Source organism: Streptosporangium sp. NPDC051022, assembly GCF_040683035.1.
Taxonomy (GTDB): domain Bacteria; phylum Actinomycetota; class Actinomycetes; order Streptosporangiales; family Streptosporangiaceae; genus Streptosporangium.
In genome coordinates, this window is sequence record NZ_JBFBCF010000008.1 from 124,037 (window position 1) to 147,190 (window position 23,154).

Here is a 23,154-nt window from a genome sequence, read left to right on the forward strand (position 1 = left end):
GTCGGGACTGATTACTTGTGTGATGACCGCATGCCTTCGCCGTATTCGGGTTCCTTTACGGCTCCGGCACACGAGTATTCGACCGGTGACCGAGCGTCCTCACCGCGCCGGGCCGTACGCCCGGGTGTCTCCGGTCCGGTCCGCCCGGGGCTCCTCGGCCGGGGTCGCCAGCAGGAGGGGCCGGACGAGCAGGCAGGCAGCCCCGGCGAGGAACAGAAGCGTCGCCAGGTTCAGGCCGTTCCACCCGAGCGCGGTCAGCAGGGCACCGGCGGACACCGACCCGGCGGTCGCGCCCGCCGCGCCGAGCAGTTCGGCCGCGGCCTGGGTGCGCGCCCGCTCCGGCGGCAGGTAGGCGTGCACGACGAGGCTTCCGCCGGTGACCGACAGGAAGTTCCAGCCGACGCCGACCAGGGCCAGGGCGGCCACGAAGTGCGGGCGGCTGTCGCCTGTCATGGCGAGGGCGGCACCCGCGGCGAGCAGGAGCGCCCCGGCGGCGGCTCCGGCCTTGGCGCCGTACCTTTCCACGACCCGCCCCGACAGCGGTGAGGTGACGAACATGCCGACCAGGTGCCACTGGACCACCATGGCGCCGTCGGCGACGGTGTGGTGGTGCGCCACGGCGGCCAGCGGAGAGGCGGTCATCAGCATCATCATCGCGAACTGCCCGACGGCCGCGCAGCCCACGCCCGCGACGAAGACCGGCCGGGTGAGCACCACGCGCGCGGGCCGCGCCGCCGTGCTCTCCGCTTGCCCCCCACCCGCACCCGCACCCGCGTCCGCATTCGTATCCGCGCCCGCCTTCCCGCCCGTGCCCGCCTTCCCGTCCGGGGCCGCCTTCCCGTCCGGGGCCGTACGGGAGCCGGTGCCGTCGGAGGTGAGGCGCAGGAACAGGAGCACGGCGGCGGACCCGGCGGCGAGCGCCGCCACGACCAGGTAGGACCCGGCGAAGGGCGCGGCCAGCAGGTCCTGCCCGGAGGTCGCGACGAACGGCCCGACGACGGCCGCGACGACACCCGCCGCCATCACCGTGGACAGCGCCCTGGTCCGTCCGTGCGGGGGCGCGTCGTCCGCGGCGGCGTACCGGTAGTAGCCGCCGAACGCCTGGTAGAGGCCGATGGCGGCGGTGCTCAGGCACAGCAGCCAGAAGGAGCCGATCGTCACGGCGACGACGGAGGCCAGACCCGACAGCATTCCGGCGGCCGAGCCCAGTAGGAAACCGGCCCGCCTGCCGATCCGTGCCATCAGTGCCGACGCCGGGTAGGTGCCGAGCGCCGTCGCCACCGTGATCAGCGCGAACGGGGCCGTGGCCAGCGCGGGGTCCGGGGCGAGCCGCATCCCGGCCAGTCCGGTGACGGTCAGGTCGATCGCCGCGCCGCACATCGCCAGCGCCTGCGCGACGGTCAGTATCGACAGGTTCAGCCGCTGTCGTCCGATCGGGGACCCGTGCTGTTCGATGGTGCCGCTCACGATGCTCCTTGCTCTGCCATGCGGTACGGGATCGCTCCGTCCCGCCGCGTGGAAGGCAAGTCTCCGGCCCGCCGAGCCGGGAGAGGGAGTGGCTGGAAAGCAGGAAAAGGTATGATTCCAGCCATGCACCGGATCGTCGTGCTCGCGCTCCCGGGTTTCCTCCTCTTCGACCTCGCCATCCCCGGACAGATCTTCGACAGTGGCCTGCGCGGCCACGCCGGAGGACCGCGATACGACGTCAGCCTCTGCGGCCTCGAACCCGGCCTCGTCATGTCCTCGACGGGGGTGCCGGTCGGCGTCGCGCATGGCGTCCGTGCCCTGCGCGCGGCCGACACCGTGATCGTGCCCGGCAAGGTCTCCCCGGAGGAGCCCGTCGCCCCCGAGATCCTCGCCGAACTGCGCGCCGCCCACGCGCGGGGCGCCCGCATCGCGACGATCTGCACCGGGGCGTTCGTGCTGGCGCAGGCCGGGCTGCTGGACGGCAGGCGCGCCACCACCCACTGGGCGAACGCCGCGAGGCTCGCCGAGGTCCACTCCGAGATACGCGTCGAGCCGGAGGTCCTCTACGTCGACGACGGCGAGATCCTGACCTCGGCGGGCGTCGCGGCCGGGATCGACCTGTGTCTGCACATGGTCCGCACCGACCACGGCGTCGAGATCGCCAACCACATCGCCAGGCACACCATCGTGCCGCCCCACCGCAGCGGCGGCCAGGCCCAGTACATCGAGCGGCCGGTGCCCGAGCGCGTCGGCGGCAGCCTGGAGGCGACCCGCCTGTGGCTGACCGAGCAGCTTCACCGTCCCGTCAGCCTGGCGGACATGGCGGCCCACGCCCACCTGGCCGAACGTACCTTCACCCGCCGTTTCCGGGCCGAGACCGGCGTCTCGCCGCTCCAGTGGCTCCAGCAGCGGCGGCTCGACCACGCCCGCAGGCTGCTGGAGACCACCGACGTCACCGTGGACGTCGTCGCCGCCCGCTCCGGGTTCCCCTCCGCGCTCGCCCTGCGGGAGCACTTCCGCCGGGTGACCGGCACGACCCCCGGCCAGTACCGCGCGACCTTCCTGTCCCCCTCCTCACCCACCCCCCACCACCTTCCCGAACTTTCCCCACCCGTTTCCTGACTTCCTCCCCGGCCCCCGCACCATGCGGCGAAGCCGTTCAGTGCGGTGGCCGTGTACCTGCACCCTCCCGGTGTGCTCGCTCCAGGCGCCGGTACGGCGAGCGGTGATGCGGAGCGGATCGGCGCTGATGAACGGCGCCAGGCCCGGTGAACGTCCATGGTCGATACACCCGGCGAAATCTCGCGATTTACCGGAAGGTCGACCTTACCCATGCGTGAGGAAGACGTAATGCTCCCTTGTCAATTCGGTGGAACGGGCTGACATTCTGAGCACCCCGGTCGATCGGGGCTGAGCCCCAGGAGGCCGGATTGACCACCCCCCGCCGTGTTCTCGCTGCCCTTGTCCTTCTTCTGGCGGCGCTGACACCCGCGCTCATACCGGGAACGGCCGAGGCCCACACCTCACCCGTACCGGGACCGATAAAGGCGATGGCCTCGCTGGGAGACTCCATCACCCGGGGTTTCAACGCGTGCGGCTTCTATCTCGACTGCCCGTCCCGCTCCTGGTCCACCGGATCGGGGCCGATCAACAGCCACTACCTGCGCCTCCAGGCGGCCAATCCCTCCCTCGGCGCCTACAACGACGCGAAGACGGGAGCCAAGGTCGCCGACATCCCCGGGCAGGCCCAGAAGGCCATCTCCCAGCGAGCGGACTACGTCACGATCATGGTCGGGGCCAACGACGCCTGCACCCCCTCGGAGGGCGCCATGACGTCGGTGGCCGCCTACGAGGCGGCCTTCCGTACGGCGTTGCGGACCCTCACCACCGGCCTGCCCAACGCGACGATCTTCGTCGCTGGCATTCCCGACATCAAACGGCTCTGGGAGGTCGGCAAGGACCACAGGGCCGCCCGCGCCGCCTGGGCCGCCCTGAAGATCTGCCAGTCGCTGCTGGACGATCCCCGCTCGACCGACCGGGCGGACGTGGAAAGGCGCGACCGGGTGCTCGCCCGGGTGGTCGACTTCAACCTGGTGGCGGAGAAGGTCTGCGCCGAGTACACCACCTGCCGCAACGATGGCGGCGCGGTCTTCAACCATCGGTTCGAGTTGTCCGACGTGAGTCACTGGGACTATTTCCACCCCAACGCCACGGGGCAGAAACTGCTCGCCAACCTGACCTACCCGACCAACGACGACCGGTGAGCTGACGCGGTACCGCTCGCGCCATCCGGCTTACCCGTCCGGCTCGCCCGGGCGGTCAATCGCCGGCCGTTCGATTCCGCCGTCTCACCTTCACGCCCGCGGGACCACGTTTCTCGGCGGAGGCATTTGATTCTCCCTGCCGTTATGAATCCGGGGGTGCCGTCTTCTCGCCATGAGCCTTGTGAACACCTCTATTACGTATCACGATATACCGTGAGACGTAATAGAGAGGGTGAGTCGATGGAGCTCGGTGGGCTCGGACGGTTCGCCGACCCGGCGGTGCTGATCCTGAGCAGCCTGGCCGGTGGCGACAGACACGGATATGCGCTGCTGCGCGACATCGAGGAGTTCGCCGGGGTGACGCTGGGACCCGGCACCCTGTACGGCGCGCTGACCCGGCTGGAACAGCGGGGCCTGATCCAGTCACTGGCCGCCGAGCAGCGGCGCAGGCCCTACCGGCTGACCGAGGCCGGAGCCGCCGCGCTGCACGAGTATCTCCAGCATGCCCGCGCCGTGACCGAGGTCGGCCTGCTCCGCCTGTCGGCCACCTGAACGCCGGACGAGCGGCCGCCCCGCCGCAGGGCTACATTCGCGTCCGCGCGTACTCGTGCAGCGCGTCGCGGACGAACACCGCGCCCTCCGCGTTCTCGTACATGGCGGTGAAGCGGGGATCGTCGACGTACATGTTTCCCAGCCCCTTCACCATCGCGATCGACCGCTTCCTGTCGCCCTCGGCCGTCGGGGTCCCGGGGATCCGGCTCAGCCACCGCACATGCCGGGCGGCCAGAACCTGGGCCCGTTCCGACACGGGAGAAACCTCGTCCTTCACCGCGGCGACCCAGGCGGCGACCAGGTCCTCGGTGTCACGCTTCCAGGCCCGCTGCTGCTCAAGGGTCTTGCCGTGCCACCAGTCGTTGCTCACCCGGAAAGCGTGCTCGCCCCAGCGGGAGATCACCTCGTCCTTGTAGCGGTCGTTGAACCCCTCCAGCATCACGTCCATGCTCGGCTCCGCCCTTGCCAGCATGGCGTCGAGCGTGTGGCGCACGGCCCGGATCCGCTGCTCGATGCGGTCTCGCTCGGCTTCCAGCGCGGTGATGTGGGCCAGCAGCCCCTCGCGTTCGTCCACCTCGTCGGCCAGCACCTCGGCGATGGCGGGCAGCCCCATGCCCAGCCTGCGCATCAGCAGGATGCGCTGCAGCCTGGCGACGGCCGCCGGTCCGTAGAAGCGGTAGCCGTTCGCGCCCACCCGCGAAGGGACCAGCAGCCCGATGCCGTCGTAGTGGCGCAGGGTGCGGCTCGTGATGCCCGCCTTGGCGGCGAGCTCCTGGATGGTCCACTCCATGGTTCCAGTGTTATCCGATGACCTTCGTGCTGTCGGCACGCAGGGCCTGCGCCGCAGTCTGTCCCGTCGCCGCGAGGTAGGCGTCGACCAGCCTGTTCCCCGCCGCGTACCCGGCGCCCATCGGCAGCCCGACAGGGGCGACGCCGAAGCGCTCGGCGCTCGGGTCTCCGTGCACCCAGGCGGTGAAGTTCTCCATGCCGGTCACGCCGAGTCCGGTGAGCACCTTGGCGAAGACCGCGTCGTCGTCCTGGTGCGGCACGCCGATGCGGGTGCGGCCGAGGTCGTCGCCATAGAGCTGGCGGGCGAACGCGTCGGCGAGCCCTTCCGAGACCACGTGCTCGCCGACGGTGACCGTCATCGGGTTCCATACGACCTCGCCGGGACCGTAGCGCAGGTTGTGGTGGAGCTCGTGGACGGCCGTGGCCTCCAGTCGCGCCACGTTCTCGGGGAAGGGCCACAGCGTGATCACGATGTGGCCGGGTATGCCGCCGTTGCCGGTCACCCCGAGGCAGGGGCCCATGAAGTGCTCGTCCGCCGGGTCGCCGAGCAGGAACAGCACGGTGATGTCCTGGACGTCCAGCTCGGGTGTCGCCTCCAGTTGGAGGGCGAGGCCCTCGTCGAGGGCGCGCCGTATCCGGTCCCACGCCCCGGCCTCGGCCAGCGTTTCGAGCGCGGCGAGGCAACGCTCCTCGTCGCGGTCGATGGGGAACCCCGACGACTGCCGGTGCATGGCCACCAGGTCGACCTCGCCGGGAAAGTAGCGGTACATGCCGGCGACGGGCTCCAGCATCGAACGCAACAGGTCGGCGCGATCGGCGGCAGGGGCAAGCAGGATCCGCCTCATGGCGGAGTAGGTGTCGAGAACGGTGATCGTCATGGCGCCGAGGTTAGGAGTTGACGCAACGTCAATGTCAACCACGGGCGAGGCGACGTCACGGTGACGGTTCGACGGGGAGCGCTGTGATGGAAACCTGGTCGGGAGCCCGGGGTCAGTGCGGTGATCACTTGTCTTTCACCGTGTTCGTGTCCGTTTGGGCGCCGGTATGGCGGGTGGTGAAGTGGAGCGGGTCGGCGCTGATGAGCGGCGCAGGCAGGGAGCCCGGGGCTGGTGCGGTGATCACTTGCCTTTTACTGTGTTCGTGTCCGTTCGGGCGCCGGTATGGCGGGTGGTGAAGTGGAGCGGGTCGGCGCTGATGAGCGGCGTCTGACCCGGTGAACCTCCCCGATCACAGCACTAGGTGCTTGGTCGGGGTGTGGTTGAGGTGCCCGGCCGGTGTGGGGTCCGGCCGGGCACCGAGGGCGCACCGGTCCGGTATGGCGGTCGGTGCGGGGCGGTTCCCCTTCCCCGACGTGCGGGAACCGCGTGGGGGTGCGGCTCGGGCCCCTCCTCCCGAGCCGCACGCGGATGGTGCGGTGACGGAGATCAGGTCCTCGCGCCACCGCACGGGTTCAGCGGCGGACACGCGGGACGGGGATCCCTGCCTCCGGGTTCGTCACGCCGCACTCCGGTAGGGGTGGGCGGGGTACGGCGGCGCGGCGGCAGGAGCCGGGGAAGCACTGCCGCCGCGCCTGTCTGCGAGAGGCGGGGACACCGGCGTGGGCGTCTCACCCCAGACGATCGCGGGAGTTTCGTCCCGAGACGCGAGTGTCCCGTCTCTGAGGGGCGAGAACGCGTCACCCTGGACGGTCGCGGGCTCCCGTCCTGGGGTGCCGACCGAGGTGACGATGGAAAGGGCTGTCCCGGCTCCTTGAGTGACCATGGCCGTCTCCGCTTCGCGCATCCGGGCCTCCAGGCCCCCGGGGGTGGTGTCCTCGAGCATCAGCGGTTCGGGAAGCGGCCAGGAGGCCAGGGCGTAGAAGCAGCGGCTGCCCGGGCCGTACAGGATGGTCCACTCCGGCCACTCACGACCCAGTCGCTCGGCCTCGGCGCGGGCGGGGCCGTCCCACAGACGGCGGTGTACGGCGGTGCGGGGTTGTCCGTCGCGGTGCCGCCCGGGGAATCGGGAGCGCAGAGTCACGAGATCACCTGCCTGGCCGCCTGCTCTGGCACCTGCGTCACTCGCCCGGCCACCTGCGCAGCCTGCTCTGTCGTCTGCGCAGTCCACTCCGTCGCCTGCCGGGCGGCGGTCTCCTGCCTGATCACCTCGGCCTGGAGGTCGTCGAGGGTGTCGGCGTCGACCGTGCGCGTCGCACCGGCTCCCATCTCGTCCTCGGTGAACGGGACCACGCGCGAGGCCCACAGCCGTTTCCTGTCACTGAGAATCACCCGCCATCCGGGGATCGCGGGCGCGGGGTGTTCGGGCCTAGCATTTTCCATAGGTCAGGACCTCATTCCTGATCATGGGCCCGTCCGGTGTTGTGAGCGCCGGGCGGGTCTCTTGTTTTGCGGGTGAACCCCGCGATTCAGTGTCAATATTGAGGCGAACAGGAGGTCCGAATAGGTCGTTGTCGTAGCCGGGCCGTAGCCGCGAAAGTGGTTACACGAGCGCGAGGAAAACAATGGGCGACGAGTCCGAGATCATTGATCCGAACGTGGCATTCGGCGCGGTCATGCGCCGTTTGCGGGAGTTTCAGAAGATCGGCCTGCGGCTGTTCGCGGAGAGACTGCACGTCAACTTCGTGCACCTGGCCCGCTGGGAACGGGGAGAGCGTCCCGTGCCCTCGGAGATGGTTCCTGTGATCGATGAGATCTATGGAGCAAATGGTGTTCTCATTACGCTTCATAAGATCTTCGATCAGATGGATAGCGTGCTTAGAATGTCCGATTTTCGGCGTATATCTGGGAGTAAAATCGGATGGGATGCGTGTGATCAAAACGGAGAGGGTGATATGGAGCGTCGTGCCGTAATACAGCTTCTTACCGCACTCGGTGCCGGAACGGTCCTGCCGATTGACAGCTTGGAAACCCTGCGTTCGGGTTTCGGTCGTGCTCTCGGTGCCGCCGACGGCGACAGCCTCGAGGACTGGGAGCGGATCGCCTACGAGCACGCCTGCTCCATCGGTCCGCTACCGCCGACCGATCTGATCGGCCCGCTCGCCGTGGACATCGCCGATCTACGACAGGTCATGGAGCGTCACTCGGATCTCGAAAGGCGCGGCTTTCAGAGAGTGGGTGCCCAACTCGCCGCCATCATGGCCATGGCGCTGCACGAGACGGGGGATCTCTGGCAAGCTCGCCGGTGGTGGCGTACGGCTCGCTCCGCCGCCGACTCCTCCTCTGATCTCGACCTGTCGGTCTGGGTCCGTGGACGGCAGGCGCAGATCGAGTGTTACCAGCCCGATGCGACCGTACTGCCCCTGGCGCTGGAGGCGGAGCGCCTTGCCAATGGGCGGCCCAGCGTGGGACTGGCCGAGGCGCGGATCGCCCAGGCGAAGGCGGCTCATTTCACTGCTGTGGCGATGTCTCATGGGCGTGAATCCGCCACGCGGCCCGCCGAGGTTCTGGCCCGGTTCGACGAGCTCGGATCCTCGCTCCCGCATGAGGCCGTCCGGGAAAAGGCCGCCATCTGGGGATGGCCCGAGGAACGACACATGGGATCCCGTGTCGTGCTGGGGCTGGTCCTGGGCGACGACAGCGTCTATCCAGAGATCGTCAACCGGAACCCGGAGTATGGCCCCGGCTCTGGCGGCGCCCGAAGGCGCGCACTCAACGAGCTTCAGAAAGGGACGTGCATGATCAAGGCGGGAGAGGTCGAGCAGGGACTCAATGGAGCCGCCACCGCCCTCTCCTCGCTCCCGGTCCCGCACCGGACGACGGCGGTGATGTGGTGGGCCGATCAGATCCTCAAGTCGAGCCCCCAGCAGGCCCAGGACCTCGACGCCACCCGCGAACTCCGCGCCCTGACCGCCGGACCGAAATCGGCCTGATCCCGCACACCGACATCGAACACCGGAAACGCTCACCAGCCTGAGCACCGCTCATCAGCGCCGATCCGCCCCGCCCCACCGCTCGCCGTACCGGCGCTTGGACGAACACGCATGCGTGGGGGGTGAGGGCGGGTGCGGACGGGTGGGGGAGGGGGCGCGAACGCGTGGGAGGTGAGGACGCGTGGGGGGTGAGGACGGGCGCGAACGCGAGGGGGGTGAGGACGCGTGGGGGTGAGGGCGGGTGCGGGCGCGTGGGGGAGGGGCGTGAGCACGTGGGGGTGGGTGGGGGTCGCGTTGGTCGTATCCATGGGGGCGTGGTGGTGGAGGTAACGTGCCTTCGCTCCACCGCTCGTTGTGCCGGTGCTTGAGGGTACGTACGTGGCGGGGTGAGTGGGTGTCGCGTCGGCCGTCCGGACACACGCCCCTTCCCAAGGTGAGGATGACCGAGGCGGTCATCTCGGTGGGGGCGGTGACGGTCACGGTACGGCGGAACCCCAGGTTCACCCACTACGGTCACGGTACGGCGGAACCCCAGGTTCACCCATTGATGTCGCCGGCCCGGCGGCGGCCGAGTATCGCGGCGATCGGCACGGAGGCGGCCAGGCCACTGAGCAGGACAGCGGCCAGCGCTCCCAGCACGGCCGGTGTGTTGTTGAAGGCGATGCCGACGGCGGCCAGGGCGGGGCCGGCGTTGCGCACCGCCGTGACGCCCCCCATGGTGGTGCGCCGCTGCGGCGTTCCGGTGGCCAGTACGGTACCGGCGGCGAAGGCCGTGACGGCCAGGACGAATCCCGCCAGCAGAGTGCGTGAACCGGCCAGCGCGGCGATGTCGTGCCAGTTGCCCAGCAGCATGCCCGCCAGCACGATCAGGAACGTCACGTTCGACACCGTTATCGCGGGGGGATGCCACGACCGCGCCACGGCCGACGCGTAGTGGCGCATGATCAGCCCGACGGCGAACGGGACGAGCTGCAGGACGGCCACGGTCCGCACCAGAGCGGCGACATCCAGGGAGATCCCCCCGCCGACTTTCGCCGCGGCGAGGACGGCGTTGGCCGTCGGGCCGAAGGTGAGGCTGCCGAGGGCGGCCAGCAGCACCTGCGTCGCCGCGCCCGCGACCACGTCTCCTTTCTGTACCATGCCCAGCTTCGCCCCCAACGGCCCGCCCGGGGAGGAGGCGATCAGCACCGTCGCGACGAACGCCGCCGTGGGCAGGCCGAACAGCGCGGCGATGCCCCAGCCCAGCAGCGGGACGACGACCAGGTTGGCCGCCAACGTCAGCACCAGCAGTAGCGGGGCGGTCAGGATCGCGCGCAATGCCGACAGGGTGGTTCCCAGGCCGGCGGCGAACATGGTGGCCGCGATGAAGATCACGGTGATCGCGTTGAGCAGCAGATGCAGCGTGTCCATGGCGCTCCCGCCCCGATGGCACCGGCGGGCGACGTGCCCGAGGCGGTGCCCGTCGCCCCTTCGGTTCAGTCTGTGAGATCACCGAGCCGGCTCAGGGGGCTCAGCGAGGGCATGAAGCAGTGAGGCCGTGGAAGGTGGAAGGTGAGCGTGACGCTCACCCAGGTCTCGCCCAGCGGGCTCGTCGTGTCGGCGGCCGAGGTCACCACCGCGCGCACCCGCCGCATCAGCTCCCGTCCGTGCGCGCGGTCGTCGATGCGGAACAGGATGTAGGCCGTCGCGTACGGGCTCGGCCGGGGGCTGAGGACCCCGCGCTGGATGTCGCCGAGCTGGAACGCGGCATGTGTTCGCGTGCTCACCGGTACCTTCCCTCCGCTTCGCCTGAGATGTCACTTCACCGTGGCGATGTTCCGCCAGAAGGCGCGCAGGCTCTCGTCGCCGCCGAACAGCGAGCTGAAGATCGTGGAGTCGGCCAGGAGCACGTCACCGGCCCGATCTCCGGCGGGGGGCATCCACAGGAACATGTTGAACTCGGTGTTGCCTGCTTCGGTGAAGGGGTGCGGCGGCCTGGACAGGTCGATCGGCTGCCGGCCCAGCACGTGGACGACGTCCGGGCCGTCGCTCGTCACGGCGTAATGCGGCAGGTGCATGTGGAAGTTGAAGGTGGTCACGCCGTTCAGCCATCCCTTGGCGTCCAGGTCCCGGTCGGCCGACAGCGGCGCGATCTTCCCGGCCTCCCGTACCGCGGGCCGCAGCCCGTAGCGGTTCTCGACCGGCACCCCGAGCCCCCACATCAGGCCCCGGACGTATCGGGCGAAACGCTGCTGGCGGGGCACCAGGGGGTCGCCGTGGTGGTGATATTCGGCGTCGCGTACGGCCAGATCGTCCGAGGCCCCCACGTCGTGGTGCGGTCCCAGGACCAGGCAGGTCCCCTCCCTGGCCAGGAAGTCCCGCAGTGCCTCGATCTCCCCGGGCTCGGCCTCCTGCCCGGTGACCATGTGGTCCAGCCCGAACACCAGCAGGGTGTCGGTGTCGGCCAGCACCCGCTCGTCCAGCACGGTGCGGAAACCGGCCTGGTCGACGCGCTGGTACACCGGCACGGGATGGCCGGTGGTCTCCTCGACGAACCGCTGGAACGGCGCCCACCCCCAGAAGAACAGCTCCAGCACCCCGGCGATGCCCTGCTGGAAGCGCAGTGGGTCGGACCAGCGGGGATCCTCGTAGGCGGGCCAGCTCACCCGCCGCACTTCGGTCATCGTGGAGAAGCGGTTGTCGAGTTCGGCCGGGTTCCTGCCCGCCTCGGCCGGGTAGCTCCACGACACGTAGATGCTCACCCGCCGCCGCCCCGGGGTGTGGGGGCGCGGCACATGGTTCTGGTTGTAGGTGCGGGCGGTCCTCGACTCGCTCATCAGTCCTCCGATCGGCAGCGGGACACACCGGGCCTCGGTCCGGTCTCACTGCATCTGGTCGAGCATCTCCGACAGGGCGTCCTTGATCCGCAGCGCCTTTTTGATCTCGTCGGCGGTGACGTACGGATACTCGCCGTACTCGATGAAGCTCGGGCAGTGGTGCTCCCGGACGAACCTGACGAACGCCTCGGGGTTGGTCTTCCAGTCCTCGGGAAACCCCACGAGGTTCTCGAACGCCGTGTTCACCCCCGCCTTGCTGAACAGCGCGACGGCGTCCTCGGTGTACTTGTCGAAGTCGGTGTCGAAGATCCCCTGATACATGAACCGCGTGTCGTCGTCGAAGAGCACCCACCGCAGGTAGTGCAGCTTCAGCGGTGCGAGGAGACGCGGGTCGGCCTCCAGGGCCTGGGCCAGCCGGTGGCCGTAGTCACGGATCGCCTGGGCCCGGCCTGGCTTGACGTCGGCGACGATGGTGAACCCGTAGCACGCCGGGGTCCGCGGGAAGACAGGGCCGTACTTTCCCTGTTCGAGCTGGTCGGTCTCCTTGGGGATGACCATCGCCTGCGGCGTGATGTCCATATCCGCTTCTCCCTCGTCCGGTCAGCGGGGGAAGCGGCCAAAAGGCCTCCTGACATGGGAAATCATTCCCCTCCGAGAGAGCTCCGAACTACCGGCCCGTGCCACCTGGCGCCGGCGAGGCCCCATCCCGGCCCTGCCTCCGCAGGGTTCGAGGCCGGGCTCCGGTCCCGGTGGAGGTATCAGTCGAGGGCGGAGACGTGGGAGTCGTAGAGCGTTCGGAGCAGGTGGTTGAGGTGCTCGCGCTCACGGTGCGGCAGGGCGAAGAGGAAACGATCCTGCTCGGTCGCCGCTGCGGCGGCGAAGGCGTCGAGGAGGGCGTTCCCGCCGTCGGTGAGGGTGATGGTGCGGCGGCGGCGGTCGGTGTCATGCGTCCTGCGCTCGACGAGCCCTCTGGCGGCCAGGGAGTCGAGGACCGGCACGATGTTGCGAGCGTCCACGGCGATCAACTCGGCAAGATGCCGTTGGCCGATGGGCCCCTGTTCCTTGAGTGTCGTGAGGATCGAGTACTGGGTCTGGGTGAGGTCGTGCTCTGTCAGGAACGCGGTCCACGACCGCGCTGTCAGCGAGCCCAGCCGTGCCAGCAGGAAACCCGTTCCCCGCTCGAAGGCGGGTCTTTCGTTGCCGCTCACACCGGCCAGACTAGTCGATCGACATGATTCATGTTGTTTGATAGACATGAATCATGTCGATCAAATCGCGTCACATTCACCTGCCGATCGCCGGCCTCTCGCTGCACGTCGTCGAGGCGGGGGATCCGCGGGGCAGGCCGCTGCTGTTCCTGCACGGCTGGCCGGAATCGTGGCGGACATGGGAGGGCGTGATGGGGGTGGCCGCCGCGGACGCTCGGATCATCGCCATCGATCTGCCCGGAATCGGGGAATCCGTTGGGGCCGTCCCCGGTGGATCCAAGCTTCATCTGGCGGGAGTGGTTCACGAACTGGTGCGGCACCTTGAACTCACCGAGCTGACACTGGTCGGTCACGATGCCGGTGGGATGATCGCCTACGCCTATCTGCGGCGGTACGACGACGTCGCCCGCGTAGTGATCATGAACACGGTGATCCCCGGCGTGGCCCCGTGGAATGACGTTCTGGCCAACCCCTACATCTGGCACTTCGGCTTTCATGCCGTATCGGGGCTACCGGAGACCCTGGTCCAGGGGCATCAGGCCGGGTACTTCGACTACTTCTACGATGTGCTGTCGGTGGACCCGGCGAGAATCACCCCGAAGATGCGGCAGGCCCACGCCGCCGCCTACGGTGGCGACGCGGCACTCACCGCCGGGTTCGACCTCTACCGCGCCTTCGCCCAGGACGCGCGGGACAACGTGGCCTTCGCCGAGGCCGGACCGGTCGGCACCCCGCTTCTCTATCTGCGAGGGGAGGGGGAAGGCGGTGACATCACCACCTACGCGCAGGGATTTCGCGAATCGGGAATCCGGCACCTGACCACCGCTCTGGTATCCGACGCCGGCCACTTCGCCCAAGAAGAGGCGCCTGACCAGGTCTGGAAGCTCATCCGTGACTTCGCCGCGCGGGGCCTTCCCGGGGATGGCGTCGGCCGTGCTCCGGGGCTTGACCTCGATCGCGGTTGAGGTCTGACACTGGGATCATGTTGACGGTTGACGAATTGATCGCCGAGATGCAACGGGCCTGGAACGCCGGTGACGGTGCCGGGTGGGCGGCGAACTTCGCGGAGGACGCGGAGTTCGTCGACGTGGTGGGGCGGGTGCAGCACGGCCGGGAAACGATCGCCCGCGAACACCAGAAGATCTTCGACACCATCTACCGGGGGAGCCGGGTCGAGATCCGGAAGGTGGCCGCCCGTCCCGTCGGCGGCGACGTGCTGCTGGTGCACACGACGTCGACGCTGCGGGTTCCCTCCGGGCCGAGAGCCGGAGACACACACGCCGTCCAGACGATGGTCGTTCGGAACGGGCAGATCCTGGCGTTCCAGAACACCATCCGATCGGACATGGCGACCTTCGCGAAACGGGACGAGGACCTGGCCCGCCTGTCCCCACTGGGCTGGGACAGGGACTCCTACTGAATCCCAACGCGTGATGTCGCCACAGATGGCAGTGGCCTGGGAGAACAACGGCTTGCCAGACGACATCACGCGTAGACATCAGTAGTGCGGTGACCGCTTACCTTCACCGTGTTCGTGTTCGTCACCGGCGCCGAGGGGACACGAACACGGTGCCGGGTGGGGCCGGGGGCGATCACTTCCCGGGGTGCCACCCGGTGATGTGCTGGTTGCCGATGTTCTGGTAGATCTGGCCGCTTCCACCGCCGACGGCGTGCATCACGATCGATCCGATGTGGATGCGTTCCGCCGGAGTCAGCGGGGGAGTGAGCTCTTCGTCCAGGATCCGTCGTAGGTCGGTGATCAGGGCGGGATCCTCGTGCAGAAGGCGTTGCAGCCGTATCTGCCAGGAGGTGACCAGTGCCCGCTCGGTGTCGGCGTCGCCGTCCCTGCGGGCGGCCAGCATCAGGCCGCGCAGCTCGCCCAGCTCGGCCTCGACGGCGTCGGCCTGCCCGGGGTGGATCCGCCGCCACAGCGCGACGATCCCCGAGCGGGCCTGCTGCCAGGCGTCGGTGGTCATCGCCGTCACCAGAGCGGTTCCGGCGGCCAACGCGATTGGGTCCATACTTCACCCCTTGATTACCGTTTCTCGGGCTCACGGTAGAACCTCCGGGCTGCCGTGACCATCCGAATGTGGAAATCGAATATTGAGCAGGCCCGATGCTTCGGGGAAGCCGGGGCGGTGTTTGGGATGCCTGTCCGATGTCGCTCGTGGATCGCTCCATCCTGCATCGAGATCCGCTGCATCTTTATACGCATTCACTCGTTGCGTAGAAAAAATGAATATTTCGCTCGATGCCGGATTTCTGTGGTTTGTGCTGGTCGGTGCCCCTCGGGTGGGCTCCGTTGGCCGCGACCATGGAAGGTCGTGGACTCGCGGGCGTCCTCGGTCCGTCCGCGGGTGTCGATCACGACGATGCGACCGCCGGGAATTCATGTTGTTTCGAGGAGTCGGTCGCGATGCTCCGGAGTAAAGCGCTATATCAGGTATCTCGCCGATGCTCGGCCTGCGCTCTTATACGGACACGCAATCTCCGGTACGGCATCCGCGCTTCGGAATGCGGCGCTCGGTGGACGGGTCAGCCGCGGAGCAGGCAGAAGGGGTGTCCGGCCGGGTCGGCGTAGACGTGCCAGCCCCGGGTGTCGTCGCCCGCGTCCAGCAGGGTGGCGCCGAGCCGGAGGACCCCTTCCCGGGCCCGGTCGAGGTCCTCCACGTCGATGTCCAGGTGGAAGTGCTGCGGGTGCGCCGGGTCCGGCCAGCGCGGCGGCCGGTAGTCGTCCACCCCCTGGAACACCAGGACGAGACCGGCGTCAGTGTGAAGTGTCGCCCAGGCGTCGTCGACCGACCAACGGGGATCCGGCCGGTTGATCTCACCGCCGACAAGCCCCTGGTAGAAGCGGGCGAGAGCCGGGGCGTCGGGACAGTCCAGCACCACACACTGCAGCCTGCCGATCACTTCCACCCCTTCAACGAGGACACGGACTCCACGAGCCTAAGCGGTCCGCTCCGGAAGTTCTTCGGGGTTGACGTGCGGTCGGTTCACGCGTGGGCGGGTGGCGACGAAGGCCGCCGGCCGCCACCGCCTGACCGAGGCGGGCTGAGGGAGCCCGGCGGAACACCGTGGACCGCATCGGCGGGGGCGCGGCCGGGCACCTCCGGGCGAACTCGGTTCGGGGCCGGACGGCATGGGCCGTGGGGCCGCCCGGCCCCTCTCGGGGTGACGGACCGTGAACGGGGGCGAAGGCCGGACGACGGTGTCCGGGATCCGGAGGGGGCGTCCACGATCCGGGGGGAGGACCGGGGGAAGGAGGTGATCGCGACCTGGGAAGCGCGATGATCGGTGTGACGAGCACGACGGCGATGTCGTGGCTCCGATCCGGAAGACGAGGCCTCGGAATCGGGGCGGTCGCCTCCTCCTTCGTCTTGACCATGACACGGCCGGGCCGGGAAGCTCCACCTCGCGCGCATCAAAGGCCGGGCAAGGCCCGGCCTGTTCCGTCCTCGCGGGGTGGTCGCGGACAAGGGCGGGGCGAGTGGCCGTCGTGCCGGTGATCGCCGTGCCGGTGATCGTCGGCGGAGACCGGCTTTCGTGGCTTTTCCGAAGGCCCGCGGTACGTGGTCTCGTGAATGCGGTCAGGAGACGAGTCGATGTGCGCTTTGGCCGCTGAGCGGAGGAAGTAGTGGTTTACCTGCTGTTGCCATGTCATGGATGAGTTGGCAGGCAGCGCCGATATATGCAAATAAGTGCCGCCGGTAAGGTGCGCGGTGAGCCCGGCGGGGGCCGGCGGTGCCGTGACGCGGCGGTGTCGCGGCGCGGGTCCGCAGAGCCGTTGCAACGTTCCAGATCCGGGCGGCCGAGTGGCCCGCGGCGCATACGGAGCCCTCCTCCGGTGGCGCATTCCCCGGGGTTTCCCGGCCTCCGCCAAAAGCCTCTCTTACTGAAAAGTGTCTTTAAAATTGGCCGCCGACCGTCAACGCGATGCACCAGGGCGCGGGGAAAAAGCCCTGGAAACAGGGGGTTGTAACGCTCCAGCAATGCGTGGTTCACTGTCGCCGTCTCCGCAATTGTAAGTAAACTTTCCAGTAAGTGGCCTCATAGTTTGGGCGATCAGCCATGGAACAGATCCAGCCGCTCTCGTACGGACAGGAACGGCTATGGTTCCTCCACCGGTTCGATCCGAGGGATCACTCGTACAACACCTGCCACGCCTACCGGCTGCGCGGCGAGCTCGACGTCCTGGCTCTGCGGACCGCCTTCGAGGCGGTCGTGCGGCGGCACGAGACCCTGCGCACCCGCTTCGACGAGGTGGACGGCCGGCCCGTGGCCCTCGTCGGCCCCGGCGGCCCCGTCGTGATCGACCGGTTCGAGGCCGGTTCGGAGGAGGAGGCCCGGCGGATCGTCGCCGAACGGGCCAACACCCCCTTCGACCTGTCCGCGGCGCCGCCCGTGCGGGTCACGCTCATCCGCCTCGGCTCCGACGACCACGTTCTGGCGATGACGCTGCACCACATCATCGCGGACGGCGCCTCCACCGCTGTCCTGCGCGACGAGCTCGCCCACCACTACGCGGGCCGCGAGCCCCTGCCGCCGCTGGCCCTGCAGTACGGCGAGCACGTCCGGGCCGAGCGCGCCAGGCAGGACGGCTCCGGCCTCGCCTACTGGACCGGGCAGCTCGCCGACGTGCCCGCGCTCGACCTTCCGACGGACCGGCAGCGCCCTCCGCAGCGCACCGGCGACGGAGCCGAACTCCGGTTCACCCTGCCCGCCGAGCTGGTCGCGCGGGTGAACGAGTTCGCCCGCGCGCAGCGGGTCACGCCCTTCATGGTGCTGCTGGCCGCCTACCAGGTGCTCCTGGCCAGGCACAGCGGCCAGGCGGACTTCTGCGTCGGCGCCCCCGTCGCGGGCCGTGACCGCACCGAGCTGGAACCGATGATCGGCTTCCTGTCGAGCATGCTGGTGCTGCGGGCGGACCTGTCGGGCGAGCCGACCTTCGCCGAGGTGCTCAAACGGACCAGGCGGACCGTCATCCAGGCCATGAGCCACGCCGACGTGCCCCTCGAACGGCTGCTCGGCGCGCTGGGCGTCGAACGCGACCCCAGCCGGACCCCGCTGTTCCAGACGATCTTCGCGCTGCACACCCAGAGCGCCGACGGCGGCGAGGGGCCGCTGCCCGGACTGCGCGAGAGCACCTTCCCCGCCGGCTGGGTCGCCGCCAGGACGGACCTCTCCCTCGACCTGTGGCCCGACGCGGACGGCGGGCTGTCCGGCGTCCTGGTCTACAGCACGGACCTGTTCGACCGCGAGAGCGCCGAACGCGTCGCCGCCCGCCTGCGGGTCCTGCTCGACGCCGCGCTGGACGCGCCCGCGCGGTCCGTCGCCGAGCTCGACATCCTGCCCGCCGGCGAGCGCCGGTGGCTGCTCGACCAGGACACGGCCGTCGAACGGCCCCCGCTGACGCTGGTCGACCTGTTCCTCGCCCAGGTGGCCGAACGGCCCGACGCCGTCGCCGTCGTCGGGGAGTCCGCCCAGACCCTCACCTACGCCCGGCTCGCCGGGCGCGCGGCGGCCCTGGCCGTACGGCTCCGCGACCGCGGCGTCGGCAGGGGAGCGCTGGTCGCGGTCCGGGTGAACCGGGGCCCCGGCATGCTGGTGGCGCTGCTCGGCGTCACGATGGCGGGCGCGGCCTACCTGCCCGTCGACCCCGCCTACCCGCAGGCGCGGGTGGACTACGTGACCGAGGACTCCGGCGCGGCGCTCGTCCTCACCGACGACGACCTGCGCGACCTGTCCGCGCAGCCGGACGGCGACGCCGCCGCCCTGCCCCGCCCCCGCCTCGGCGACACCGCCTACGTCCTGTACACCTCCGGCTCCACCGGCCGCCCCAAGGGGGTGGTCGTGCCGCACGCCGCGCTGGCCAACACGCTGCTCGCGATCGGCTCCCTCGTCGGCGCGCGCCCCGAGCACGCCTGGCTGGCCCTCACCTCGATGGCGTTCGACATCTCGACGATCGAGCTCTACCTGCCGTTGATCACCGGCGGCAGGGTCGTCGTCGCCGAGGACGCCAGGGACGGTACGGCCGTCGCCGAGTTGGTCGGACGGACCGGGGTCACCCACGTCCAGGCCACCCCCTCGGGCTGGCGCGTCCTGCTGGCCGGGGACCTGCCGCGGGTGACGGGCGTCACCGCGGGGGAGCCGATCCCACCGCAGCTCGCCCGCCGGCTCCGGGCCCGCACCAACCGCCTGATCAACGGCTACGGTCCGACCGAGACGGCGATCTACTCCACCACGTGGGACATCCCCGTCGAACCGTACGAGATCGTGATCGGGCGGCCGATCGCCAACAACACCGTCTACGTCCTCGACCCCGCGGGCGGCCTCGCGCCGATCGGCGTGCCGGGAGAGCTGTTCATCGGCGGCCTCGGCGTGGCCCACGGCTACCTCGGCCGCCCCGCCCTGACCGCCGAGCGTTTCGTGCCCGACCCGTACGGCGAGCCCGGCGCGCGGCTCTACCGCACCGGTGACATGGTCAGGTGGCTCTCCGACGGCACGATCGAGTTCATCGGCAGGACGGACAACCAGATCAAGCTGCGCGGCCACCGGATCGAGCTGGGCGAGGTCGAGGCCGTCCTGGAATCCCATCCCACAGTCCGGCAGGCCGTGGCGGCCGTGTACGAGGAGACCCTGGTGGCATGTGTCATCGCGCCCGAACTGCCCGTCGTCGAGGGAGGCCCCGACGTCGGCGTCCTGCGTGAGCACATGGCCGCGCAGCTGCCCGGCTACCTGGTGCCGCAGTCGTTCGTCCCGCTGGACTCGCTGCCGCTGACCCCGAACGGCAAGGTGGACCGCAAGGCGCTGCCCGCCATCCTGGCCGCCCTGTCCGAGGCGCGGGCCGCCGCCGCCGACGCGGCTCCGCCGCGCACCCCCAACGAGCACCTGGTCGCCGGGGTGTTCGCCGAGGTCCTCGGGCGCGACACGGTGGGCGTGCACGACGACTTCTTCGCCCTCGGCGGCCACTCGCTGCTGGCGACCATGGTGACCGCGCGGCTGCCGGTGCGGATCCCCGTACGGGAGGTGTTCGCCAGGCCGACGGTCGCGGCGCTGGCCGAGCTGCTCGACGCCGAGGCGCCGGAGCACGACGACGTGCCCGTCCCGCGTCCCGAGGGGACCGTGCCGCCGCTGTCCTACGGCCAGGAGCGGCTGTGGTTCATGAACCGCTTCGACCAGGAGGGCAACGCCGCCTTCAACATGTGGCACGTCCTGCGGCTGACCGGACCCCTCGACGTCGAGGCGCTGAGTGAGGCGTTCACCGGGGTCGTCGCCCGCCACGAGAGCCTGCGCACGCGCTTCCCCGACGTCGACGGCGACCCCGTGGTGGTGATCGAACCGCCGCGCCCCGTCGCGATCGAGTACGTGACCGGCGACGCCGCCGTCATCGTCCCCGAGCGGGTGAACACGCCCTTCGACATCACCGCCAGGACGCCGCTGCGGATCACACTCATCAGGCAGGACGCCGAGGACCACGTCCTGTGCATCGTCGCCCACCACATCCTCGGCGACGGCTGGTCGCTGAACATCCTGCGGGACGAGCTGGCCGTCCTGTACTCCGGCGGCTCGCTGCCCCCGGTGCCGCTGCAGTTCGGCGACCTGGCGCTCTGGCAGCGCGGGCGCGACACGAGGGAGCCGTTCGAGTACTGGAGGACCCAGCTCGCCGACCCCACGCCGCTGAGGCTGCCGACCGACCACCCGCACGCCGTCGGCGGGATCCGGCACAGCGCCACCGTGGACTTCCGGCTGACCGCCGCCGAGACCGACGCGCTCGTCGCGATGGGCCGCCGCCGGGGCGCGACGCTCTTCATGACCCTGCTCGCCGCCTACCAGGTGCTGCTGGCCCGGCACAGCGGCCAGACCGACATCCTGGTCGGCACCTCGAACGCGGGCCGGGACACCGTCGAGCTGGAGTCGGTCATCGGCTACGTCACCGACATCCAGGTACTGCGCGGCGAGCTGTCCGGCGACCCGACCTTCACCGGGTTCCTCGCGGCCACCCGCGACACCGTCCTGGAGGCCTTCGCCCACCAGGACATCCCGTTCGAGCAGATCGTCGACTCGCTCCAGCTCGAACGCGACCTGACCCGGGCGGCCGTCTTCCAGACGATGGCGATCCTGCACACCGAGAACTCCGGCCGCGTGCCGAAACCCTTCCCCGGGCTGGCGGTCGGCCAGTTCGCGGGCGGCCACGCGCAGGCCAAGTTCGACCTGATGCTGGAGGCCTGGCAGGACAGCGAGGAACTGCTGGTCCAGCTGGAGTACGACACGACGCTGTTCGAGCGGGCGACCGCCGAGACGTTCGCGTCGCGCCTGGAGGTACTGCTGCGCGAGGTCACCGCCGACCCCGACCGGGAGGTGTCCGCGCTGCCGATGCTCACCGGCGCCGACGAGGCGTTCCTCGCCTCGGTCTCGCGAGGGCCCGCGCTTCCCGATCTCGAATCGGTGCCCGAGACGATCGCGCGGATCGGGTGGAGCTACCCGGACAGCCCGGCGATCGGCTGCGGGGGTCGCGTCGTCACCTACCGCGAGCTGGACGAGCTCGTCGACAAGGCCGCCGCGCGGTTTCGCCGCGGCGAGATCGTCCCCGTCACGCTCGACCGTTCCCCCGAGGGCGTCGCGGCACTGCTCGGGGCGTGGCGGGCCGGAGCCGCCTACCTGCCGGTCGACCCGGCGCTGCCCGAGGAGCGGCGCGCGTTCATGCACGCCGAGATCGACGGTGTGGCGGCCGACGGGGCCGCCTACGTGATCTACACCTCGGGCTCGACCGGCACGCCGAAGGGAGTGATCGTCGATCACGAGGGCCTGGCCGCGCGCGTCGCCTGGATGAAGGACGCCTACGGCCTCGGCCCCGGTGACCGGGTCGTGCAGTTCGCCGCCCTGAGCTTCGACACCCACGCCGAGGAGATCTATCCGGCGCTGGCCGCCGGGGCCTGCCTCGAACTGCTGCCCGACGGGGCGGTGACGCTGCCCGACCTGCTGGCCACGCCCGAGGGCCGCCAGGTGACCGTGCTCGACCTGCCCACGGCGTACTGGCACCACCTGATGGGCCAGATCGACGAGGTGGCCTGGCCGCCCGCGCTGCGGCTGGTCATCCTGGGCGGGGAGGAACTGCGGGCGGGCGCGGTCGCCCGATGGCGGGAGCGCTTCGGCGACCGGATCCGTCTCGTCAACACCTACGGCCCGACCGAGGCGACGATCATCGCGACCGCCGCCCAGCTGGCCGGGACCGGTTCCGGCGAGGGGAAGGGGCGGCCCCCCATCGGACGGCCCATCGCCGGTGTCCACGTCGCCGTCCTGGCCGAGGACGGCTCGCCCGTGCCGCCCGGCGCGCCCGGTGAGCTGTGCCTCGGCGGGGCGGGCCTGGCGCGCGGCTACCTCCGCCGCCCCGCCCTGACCGCCGAGCGTTTCGTGCCCGACCCGTACGGCGAGCCCGGCGCGCGGCTCTACCGCACCGGAGACCAGGCCCGCTGGCGCCCCGACGGTCAGCTGGAGTTCCTCGGCCGGACCGACGACCAGATCAAGGTGCGCGGTTTCCGGATCGAGCCGGGGGAGGTCGAGGCGCGGCTGCTCGCCCACCCGGCCGTACGGCAGGCCGCGGTCGCCGCCGTGGACGACACCCTGATCGGATACGTGGTGATGGGCCCGGCCACCGGAACGACCGGCGGCCGGTCCGTGGGAACGGTCCCGGACCCGGCCGACGAGCTGCCGCCCTTCCTGTCCAGGGCCCTGCCCTCCTACCTGGTGCCCTCGGTGTGGGTGACGCTCGACGCGCTCCCCCTGACCCGGCACGGGAAGATCGACAGGGCGGCGCTCCCCGAACCGGTCATCGACCGGAACACCCCTTCGGTGCCGCCCAGGACGGACGCCGAGCACCTCGTCGCCGAGGTCTTCGCCGAGGTGCTCGGCCTCGCGGAGGTCGGCGCGCTGGACGACTTCTTCGCCCTCGGCGGCCACTCGCTCCTGGCCACCCGCGTGATCGCCCGGGTCCGCGCCATCACCGACGTGGAGGTCCCGATCCGGGTGATGTTCGAGAACAGCACGGTGGCGGGCCTGGCCGGGATCGTCGAGGACATGCTCCTGGCGGAGATCTCCGGCCTGTCCGACGAGGAGGCGGCCCGGCTCACCCAGGAGGGGTCCCCGTAACCCGCGCCCCCGAAGAGACCGCACGACGAAGAAGCCCACGA

The 23,154-nt window shown here is 70.1% G+C and carries 19 protein-coding genes; 7 read left to right on the plus strand and 12 right to left on the minus strand.

The annotated features are described in order from the left end of the window. Positions 1–99: 99 nt before the first annotated feature. Positions 100–1,467, minus strand: coding sequence for an MFS transporter (locus AB0N02_RS16445; RefSeq protein ID WP_363946563.1), 1,368 nt, complete (start codon positions 1,465–1,467; stop codon positions 100–102). 123 nt (positions 1,468–1,590) lie between these two features. Here AB0N02_RS16445 and AB0N02_RS16450 point away from each other — a divergent pair, with 123 nt between their 5' ends. From AB0N02_RS16450 to AB0N02_RS16460, 3 genes are all read left to right on the plus strand, one after another. Beyond that, positions 1,591–2,589, plus strand: a complete 999-nt coding sequence (locus AB0N02_RS16450; protein ID WP_363946565.1) for a helix-turn-helix domain-containing protein — start codon at positions 1,591–1,593, stop codon at positions 2,587–2,589. A gap of 308 nt (positions 2,590–2,897) precedes the next feature. After that, positions 2,898–3,731: an SGNH/GDSL hydrolase family protein gene (locus tag AB0N02_RS16455; RefSeq protein WP_363946567.1), complete on the plus strand. Its 834-nt coding sequence runs from the start codon at positions 2,898–2,900 to the stop codon at positions 3,729–3,731. 240 nt (positions 3,732–3,971) lie between these two features. Beyond that, a complete protein-coding gene (locus AB0N02_RS16460) occupies positions 3,972–4,283 on the plus strand; it encodes a PadR family transcriptional regulator (protein ID WP_363946570.1) in 312 nt (103 codons plus the stop codon). A 31-nt stretch (positions 4,284–4,314) separates the two neighbouring features. Here AB0N02_RS16460 and AB0N02_RS16465 read toward each other — a convergent pair whose 3' ends face one another. The 4 genes from AB0N02_RS16465 to AB0N02_RS16480 form a co-directional block, all read right to left on the minus strand. Next, on the minus strand, positions 4,315–5,073 hold the full coding sequence (locus AB0N02_RS16465; RefSeq protein ID WP_363946571.1) for a MerR family transcriptional regulator: 759 nt from the start codon (positions 5,071–5,073) through the stop codon (positions 4,315–4,317). Positions 5,074–5,083: 10 nt separating this feature from the next. Further along, positions 5,084–5,950 carry a DUF2268 domain-containing putative Zn-dependent protease gene (locus AB0N02_RS16470; protein WP_363946573.1) on the minus strand — a complete coding sequence of 289 codons (867 nt, stop codon included), beginning with the start codon at positions 5,948–5,950 and terminating at the stop codon, positions 5,084–5,086. Between the two features lie 616 nt (positions 5,951–6,566). Beyond that, positions 6,567–7,091 (minus strand): hypothetical protein, encoded by a 525-nt coding sequence (locus tag AB0N02_RS16475; protein WP_363946575.1) that lies wholly within the window; start codon positions 7,089–7,091, stop codon positions 6,567–6,569. Beyond that, entirely contained in the window at positions 7,088–7,390 is a 303-nt protein-coding gene (locus AB0N02_RS16480) for a hypothetical protein (protein WP_363946577.1), read from the minus strand. Before AB0N02_RS16480 ends, AB0N02_RS16475 begins: the two co-directional genes overlap by 4 nt. A gap of 182 nt (positions 7,391–7,572) precedes the next feature. On the opposite strand from AB0N02_RS16480, the gene AB0N02_RS16485 reads away from it, so the two are divergent. Further along, complete coding sequence (locus AB0N02_RS16485; RefSeq protein WP_363946579.1) at positions 7,573–8,940, plus strand: helix-turn-helix domain-containing protein; 1,368 nt, start codon at positions 7,573–7,575, stop codon at positions 8,938–8,940. Between the two features lie 537 nt (positions 8,941–9,477). Here AB0N02_RS16485 and AB0N02_RS16490 read toward each other — a convergent pair. The 5 genes from AB0N02_RS16490 to AB0N02_RS16510 form a co-directional block, all read right to left on the minus strand. Then, positions 9,478–10,350 (minus strand): bile acid:sodium symporter, encoded by an 873-nt coding sequence (locus tag AB0N02_RS16490; protein WP_363946581.1) that lies wholly within the window; start codon positions 10,348–10,350, stop codon positions 9,478–9,480. A gap of 65 nt (positions 10,351–10,415) precedes the next feature. After that, on the minus strand, positions 10,416–10,706 hold the full coding sequence (locus AB0N02_RS16495; RefSeq protein ID WP_363946583.1) for a hypothetical protein: 291 nt from the start codon (positions 10,704–10,706) through the stop codon (positions 10,416–10,418). Between the two features lie 30 nt (positions 10,707–10,736). Beyond that, positions 10,737–11,756, minus strand: a complete 1,020-nt coding sequence (locus AB0N02_RS16500; protein WP_363946586.1) for a hypothetical protein — start codon at positions 11,754–11,756, stop codon at positions 10,737–10,739. Positions 11,757–11,801: 45 nt separating this feature from the next. Then, on the minus strand, positions 11,802–12,335 hold the full coding sequence (locus AB0N02_RS16505; RefSeq protein WP_363946588.1) for a hypothetical protein: 534 nt from the start codon (positions 12,333–12,335) through the stop codon (positions 11,802–11,804). Positions 12,336–12,514: 179 nt separating this feature from the next. Further along, positions 12,515–12,964, minus strand: coding sequence for a MarR family transcriptional regulator (locus AB0N02_RS16510; protein ID WP_363946591.1), 450 nt, complete (start codon positions 12,962–12,964; stop codon positions 12,515–12,517). A gap of 53 nt (positions 12,965–13,017) precedes the next feature. Here AB0N02_RS16510 and AB0N02_RS16515 point away from each other — a divergent pair, with 53 nt between their 5' ends. Both AB0N02_RS16515 and AB0N02_RS16520 read left to right on the plus strand, forming a co-directional pair. Beyond that, positions 13,018–13,929, plus strand: coding sequence for an alpha/beta hydrolase (locus AB0N02_RS16515; protein ID WP_363946594.1), 912 nt, complete (start codon positions 13,018–13,020; stop codon positions 13,927–13,929). 17 nt (positions 13,930–13,946) lie between these two features. Then, entirely contained in the window at positions 13,947–14,384 is a 438-nt protein-coding gene (locus AB0N02_RS16520) for an SgcJ/EcaC family oxidoreductase (RefSeq protein ID WP_363946597.1), read from the plus strand. A gap of 172 nt (positions 14,385–14,556) precedes the next feature. Here AB0N02_RS16520 and AB0N02_RS16525 read toward each other — a convergent pair whose 3' ends face one another. Next, a complete protein-coding gene (locus AB0N02_RS16525) occupies positions 14,557–14,985 on the minus strand; it encodes a hypothetical protein (protein WP_363946600.1) in 429 nt (142 codons plus the stop codon). 514 nt (positions 14,986–15,499) lie between these two features. Next, entirely contained in the window at positions 15,500–15,877 is a 378-nt protein-coding gene (locus AB0N02_RS16530) for a VOC family protein (protein WP_363946603.1), read from the minus strand. A 1,158-nt stretch (positions 15,878–17,035) separates the two neighbouring features. Between AB0N02_RS16530 and AB0N02_RS16535 the strand changes: the two genes are divergently transcribed. Beyond that, positions 17,036–23,113 carry an amino acid adenylation domain-containing protein gene (locus AB0N02_RS16535; protein ID WP_363946605.1) on the plus strand — a complete coding sequence of 2,026 codons (6,078 nt, stop codon included), beginning with the start codon at positions 17,036–17,038 and terminating at the stop codon, positions 23,111–23,113. Positions 23,114–23,154: the final 41 nt, after the last annotated feature.

Excerpts from the sequence above, each read along its gene's own strand:
- AB0N02_RS16450 (WP_363946565.1), top strand. The coding sequence starts at position 1,591 with ATGCACCGGATCGTCGTGCTCGCGCTCCCGGGTTTCCTCCTCTTCGAC.
- AB0N02_RS16460 (WP_363946570.1), top strand. The coding sequence starts at position 3,972 with ATGGAGCTCGGTGGGCTCGGACGGTTCGCCGACCCGGCGGTGCTGATC.
- AB0N02_RS16465 (WP_363946571.1), bottom strand. The coding sequence starts at position 5,073 with ATGGAGTGGACCATCCAGGAGCTCGCCGCCAAGGCGGGCATCACGAGC.
- AB0N02_RS16470 (WP_363946573.1), bottom strand. The coding sequence starts at position 5,950 with ATGACGATCACCGTTCTCGACACCTACTCCGCCATGAGGCGGATCCTG.
- AB0N02_RS16480 (WP_363946577.1), bottom strand. The coding sequence starts at position 7,390 with ATGGAAAATGCTAGGCCCGAACACCCCGCGCCCGCGATCCCCGGATGG.
- AB0N02_RS16485 (WP_363946579.1), top strand. The coding sequence starts at position 7,573 with ATGGGCGACGAGTCCGAGATCATTGATCCGAACGTGGCATTCGGCGCG.
- AB0N02_RS16490 (WP_363946581.1), bottom strand. The coding sequence starts at position 10,350 with ATGGACACGCTGCATCTGCTGCTCAACGCGATCACCGTGATCTTCATC.
- AB0N02_RS16500 (WP_363946586.1), bottom strand. The coding sequence starts at position 11,756 with ATGAGCGAGTCGAGGACCGCCCGCACCTACAACCAGAACCATGTGCCG.
- AB0N02_RS16505 (WP_363946588.1), bottom strand. The coding sequence starts at position 12,335 with ATGGACATCACGCCGCAGGCGATGGTCATCCCCAAGGAGACCGACCAG.
- AB0N02_RS16515 (WP_363946594.1), top strand. The coding sequence starts at position 13,018 with ATGTCGATCAAATCGCGTCACATTCACCTGCCGATCGCCGGCCTCTCG.
- AB0N02_RS16520 (WP_363946597.1), top strand. The coding sequence starts at position 13,947 with ATGTTGACGGTTGACGAATTGATCGCCGAGATGCAACGGGCCTGGAAC.
- AB0N02_RS16525 (WP_363946600.1), bottom strand. The coding sequence starts at position 14,985 with ATGGACCCAATCGCGTTGGCCGCCGGAACCGCTCTGGTGACGGCGATG.
- AB0N02_RS16535 (WP_363946605.1), top strand. The coding sequence starts at position 17,036 with ATGGAACAGATCCAGCCGCTCTCGTACGGACAGGAACGGCTATGGTTC.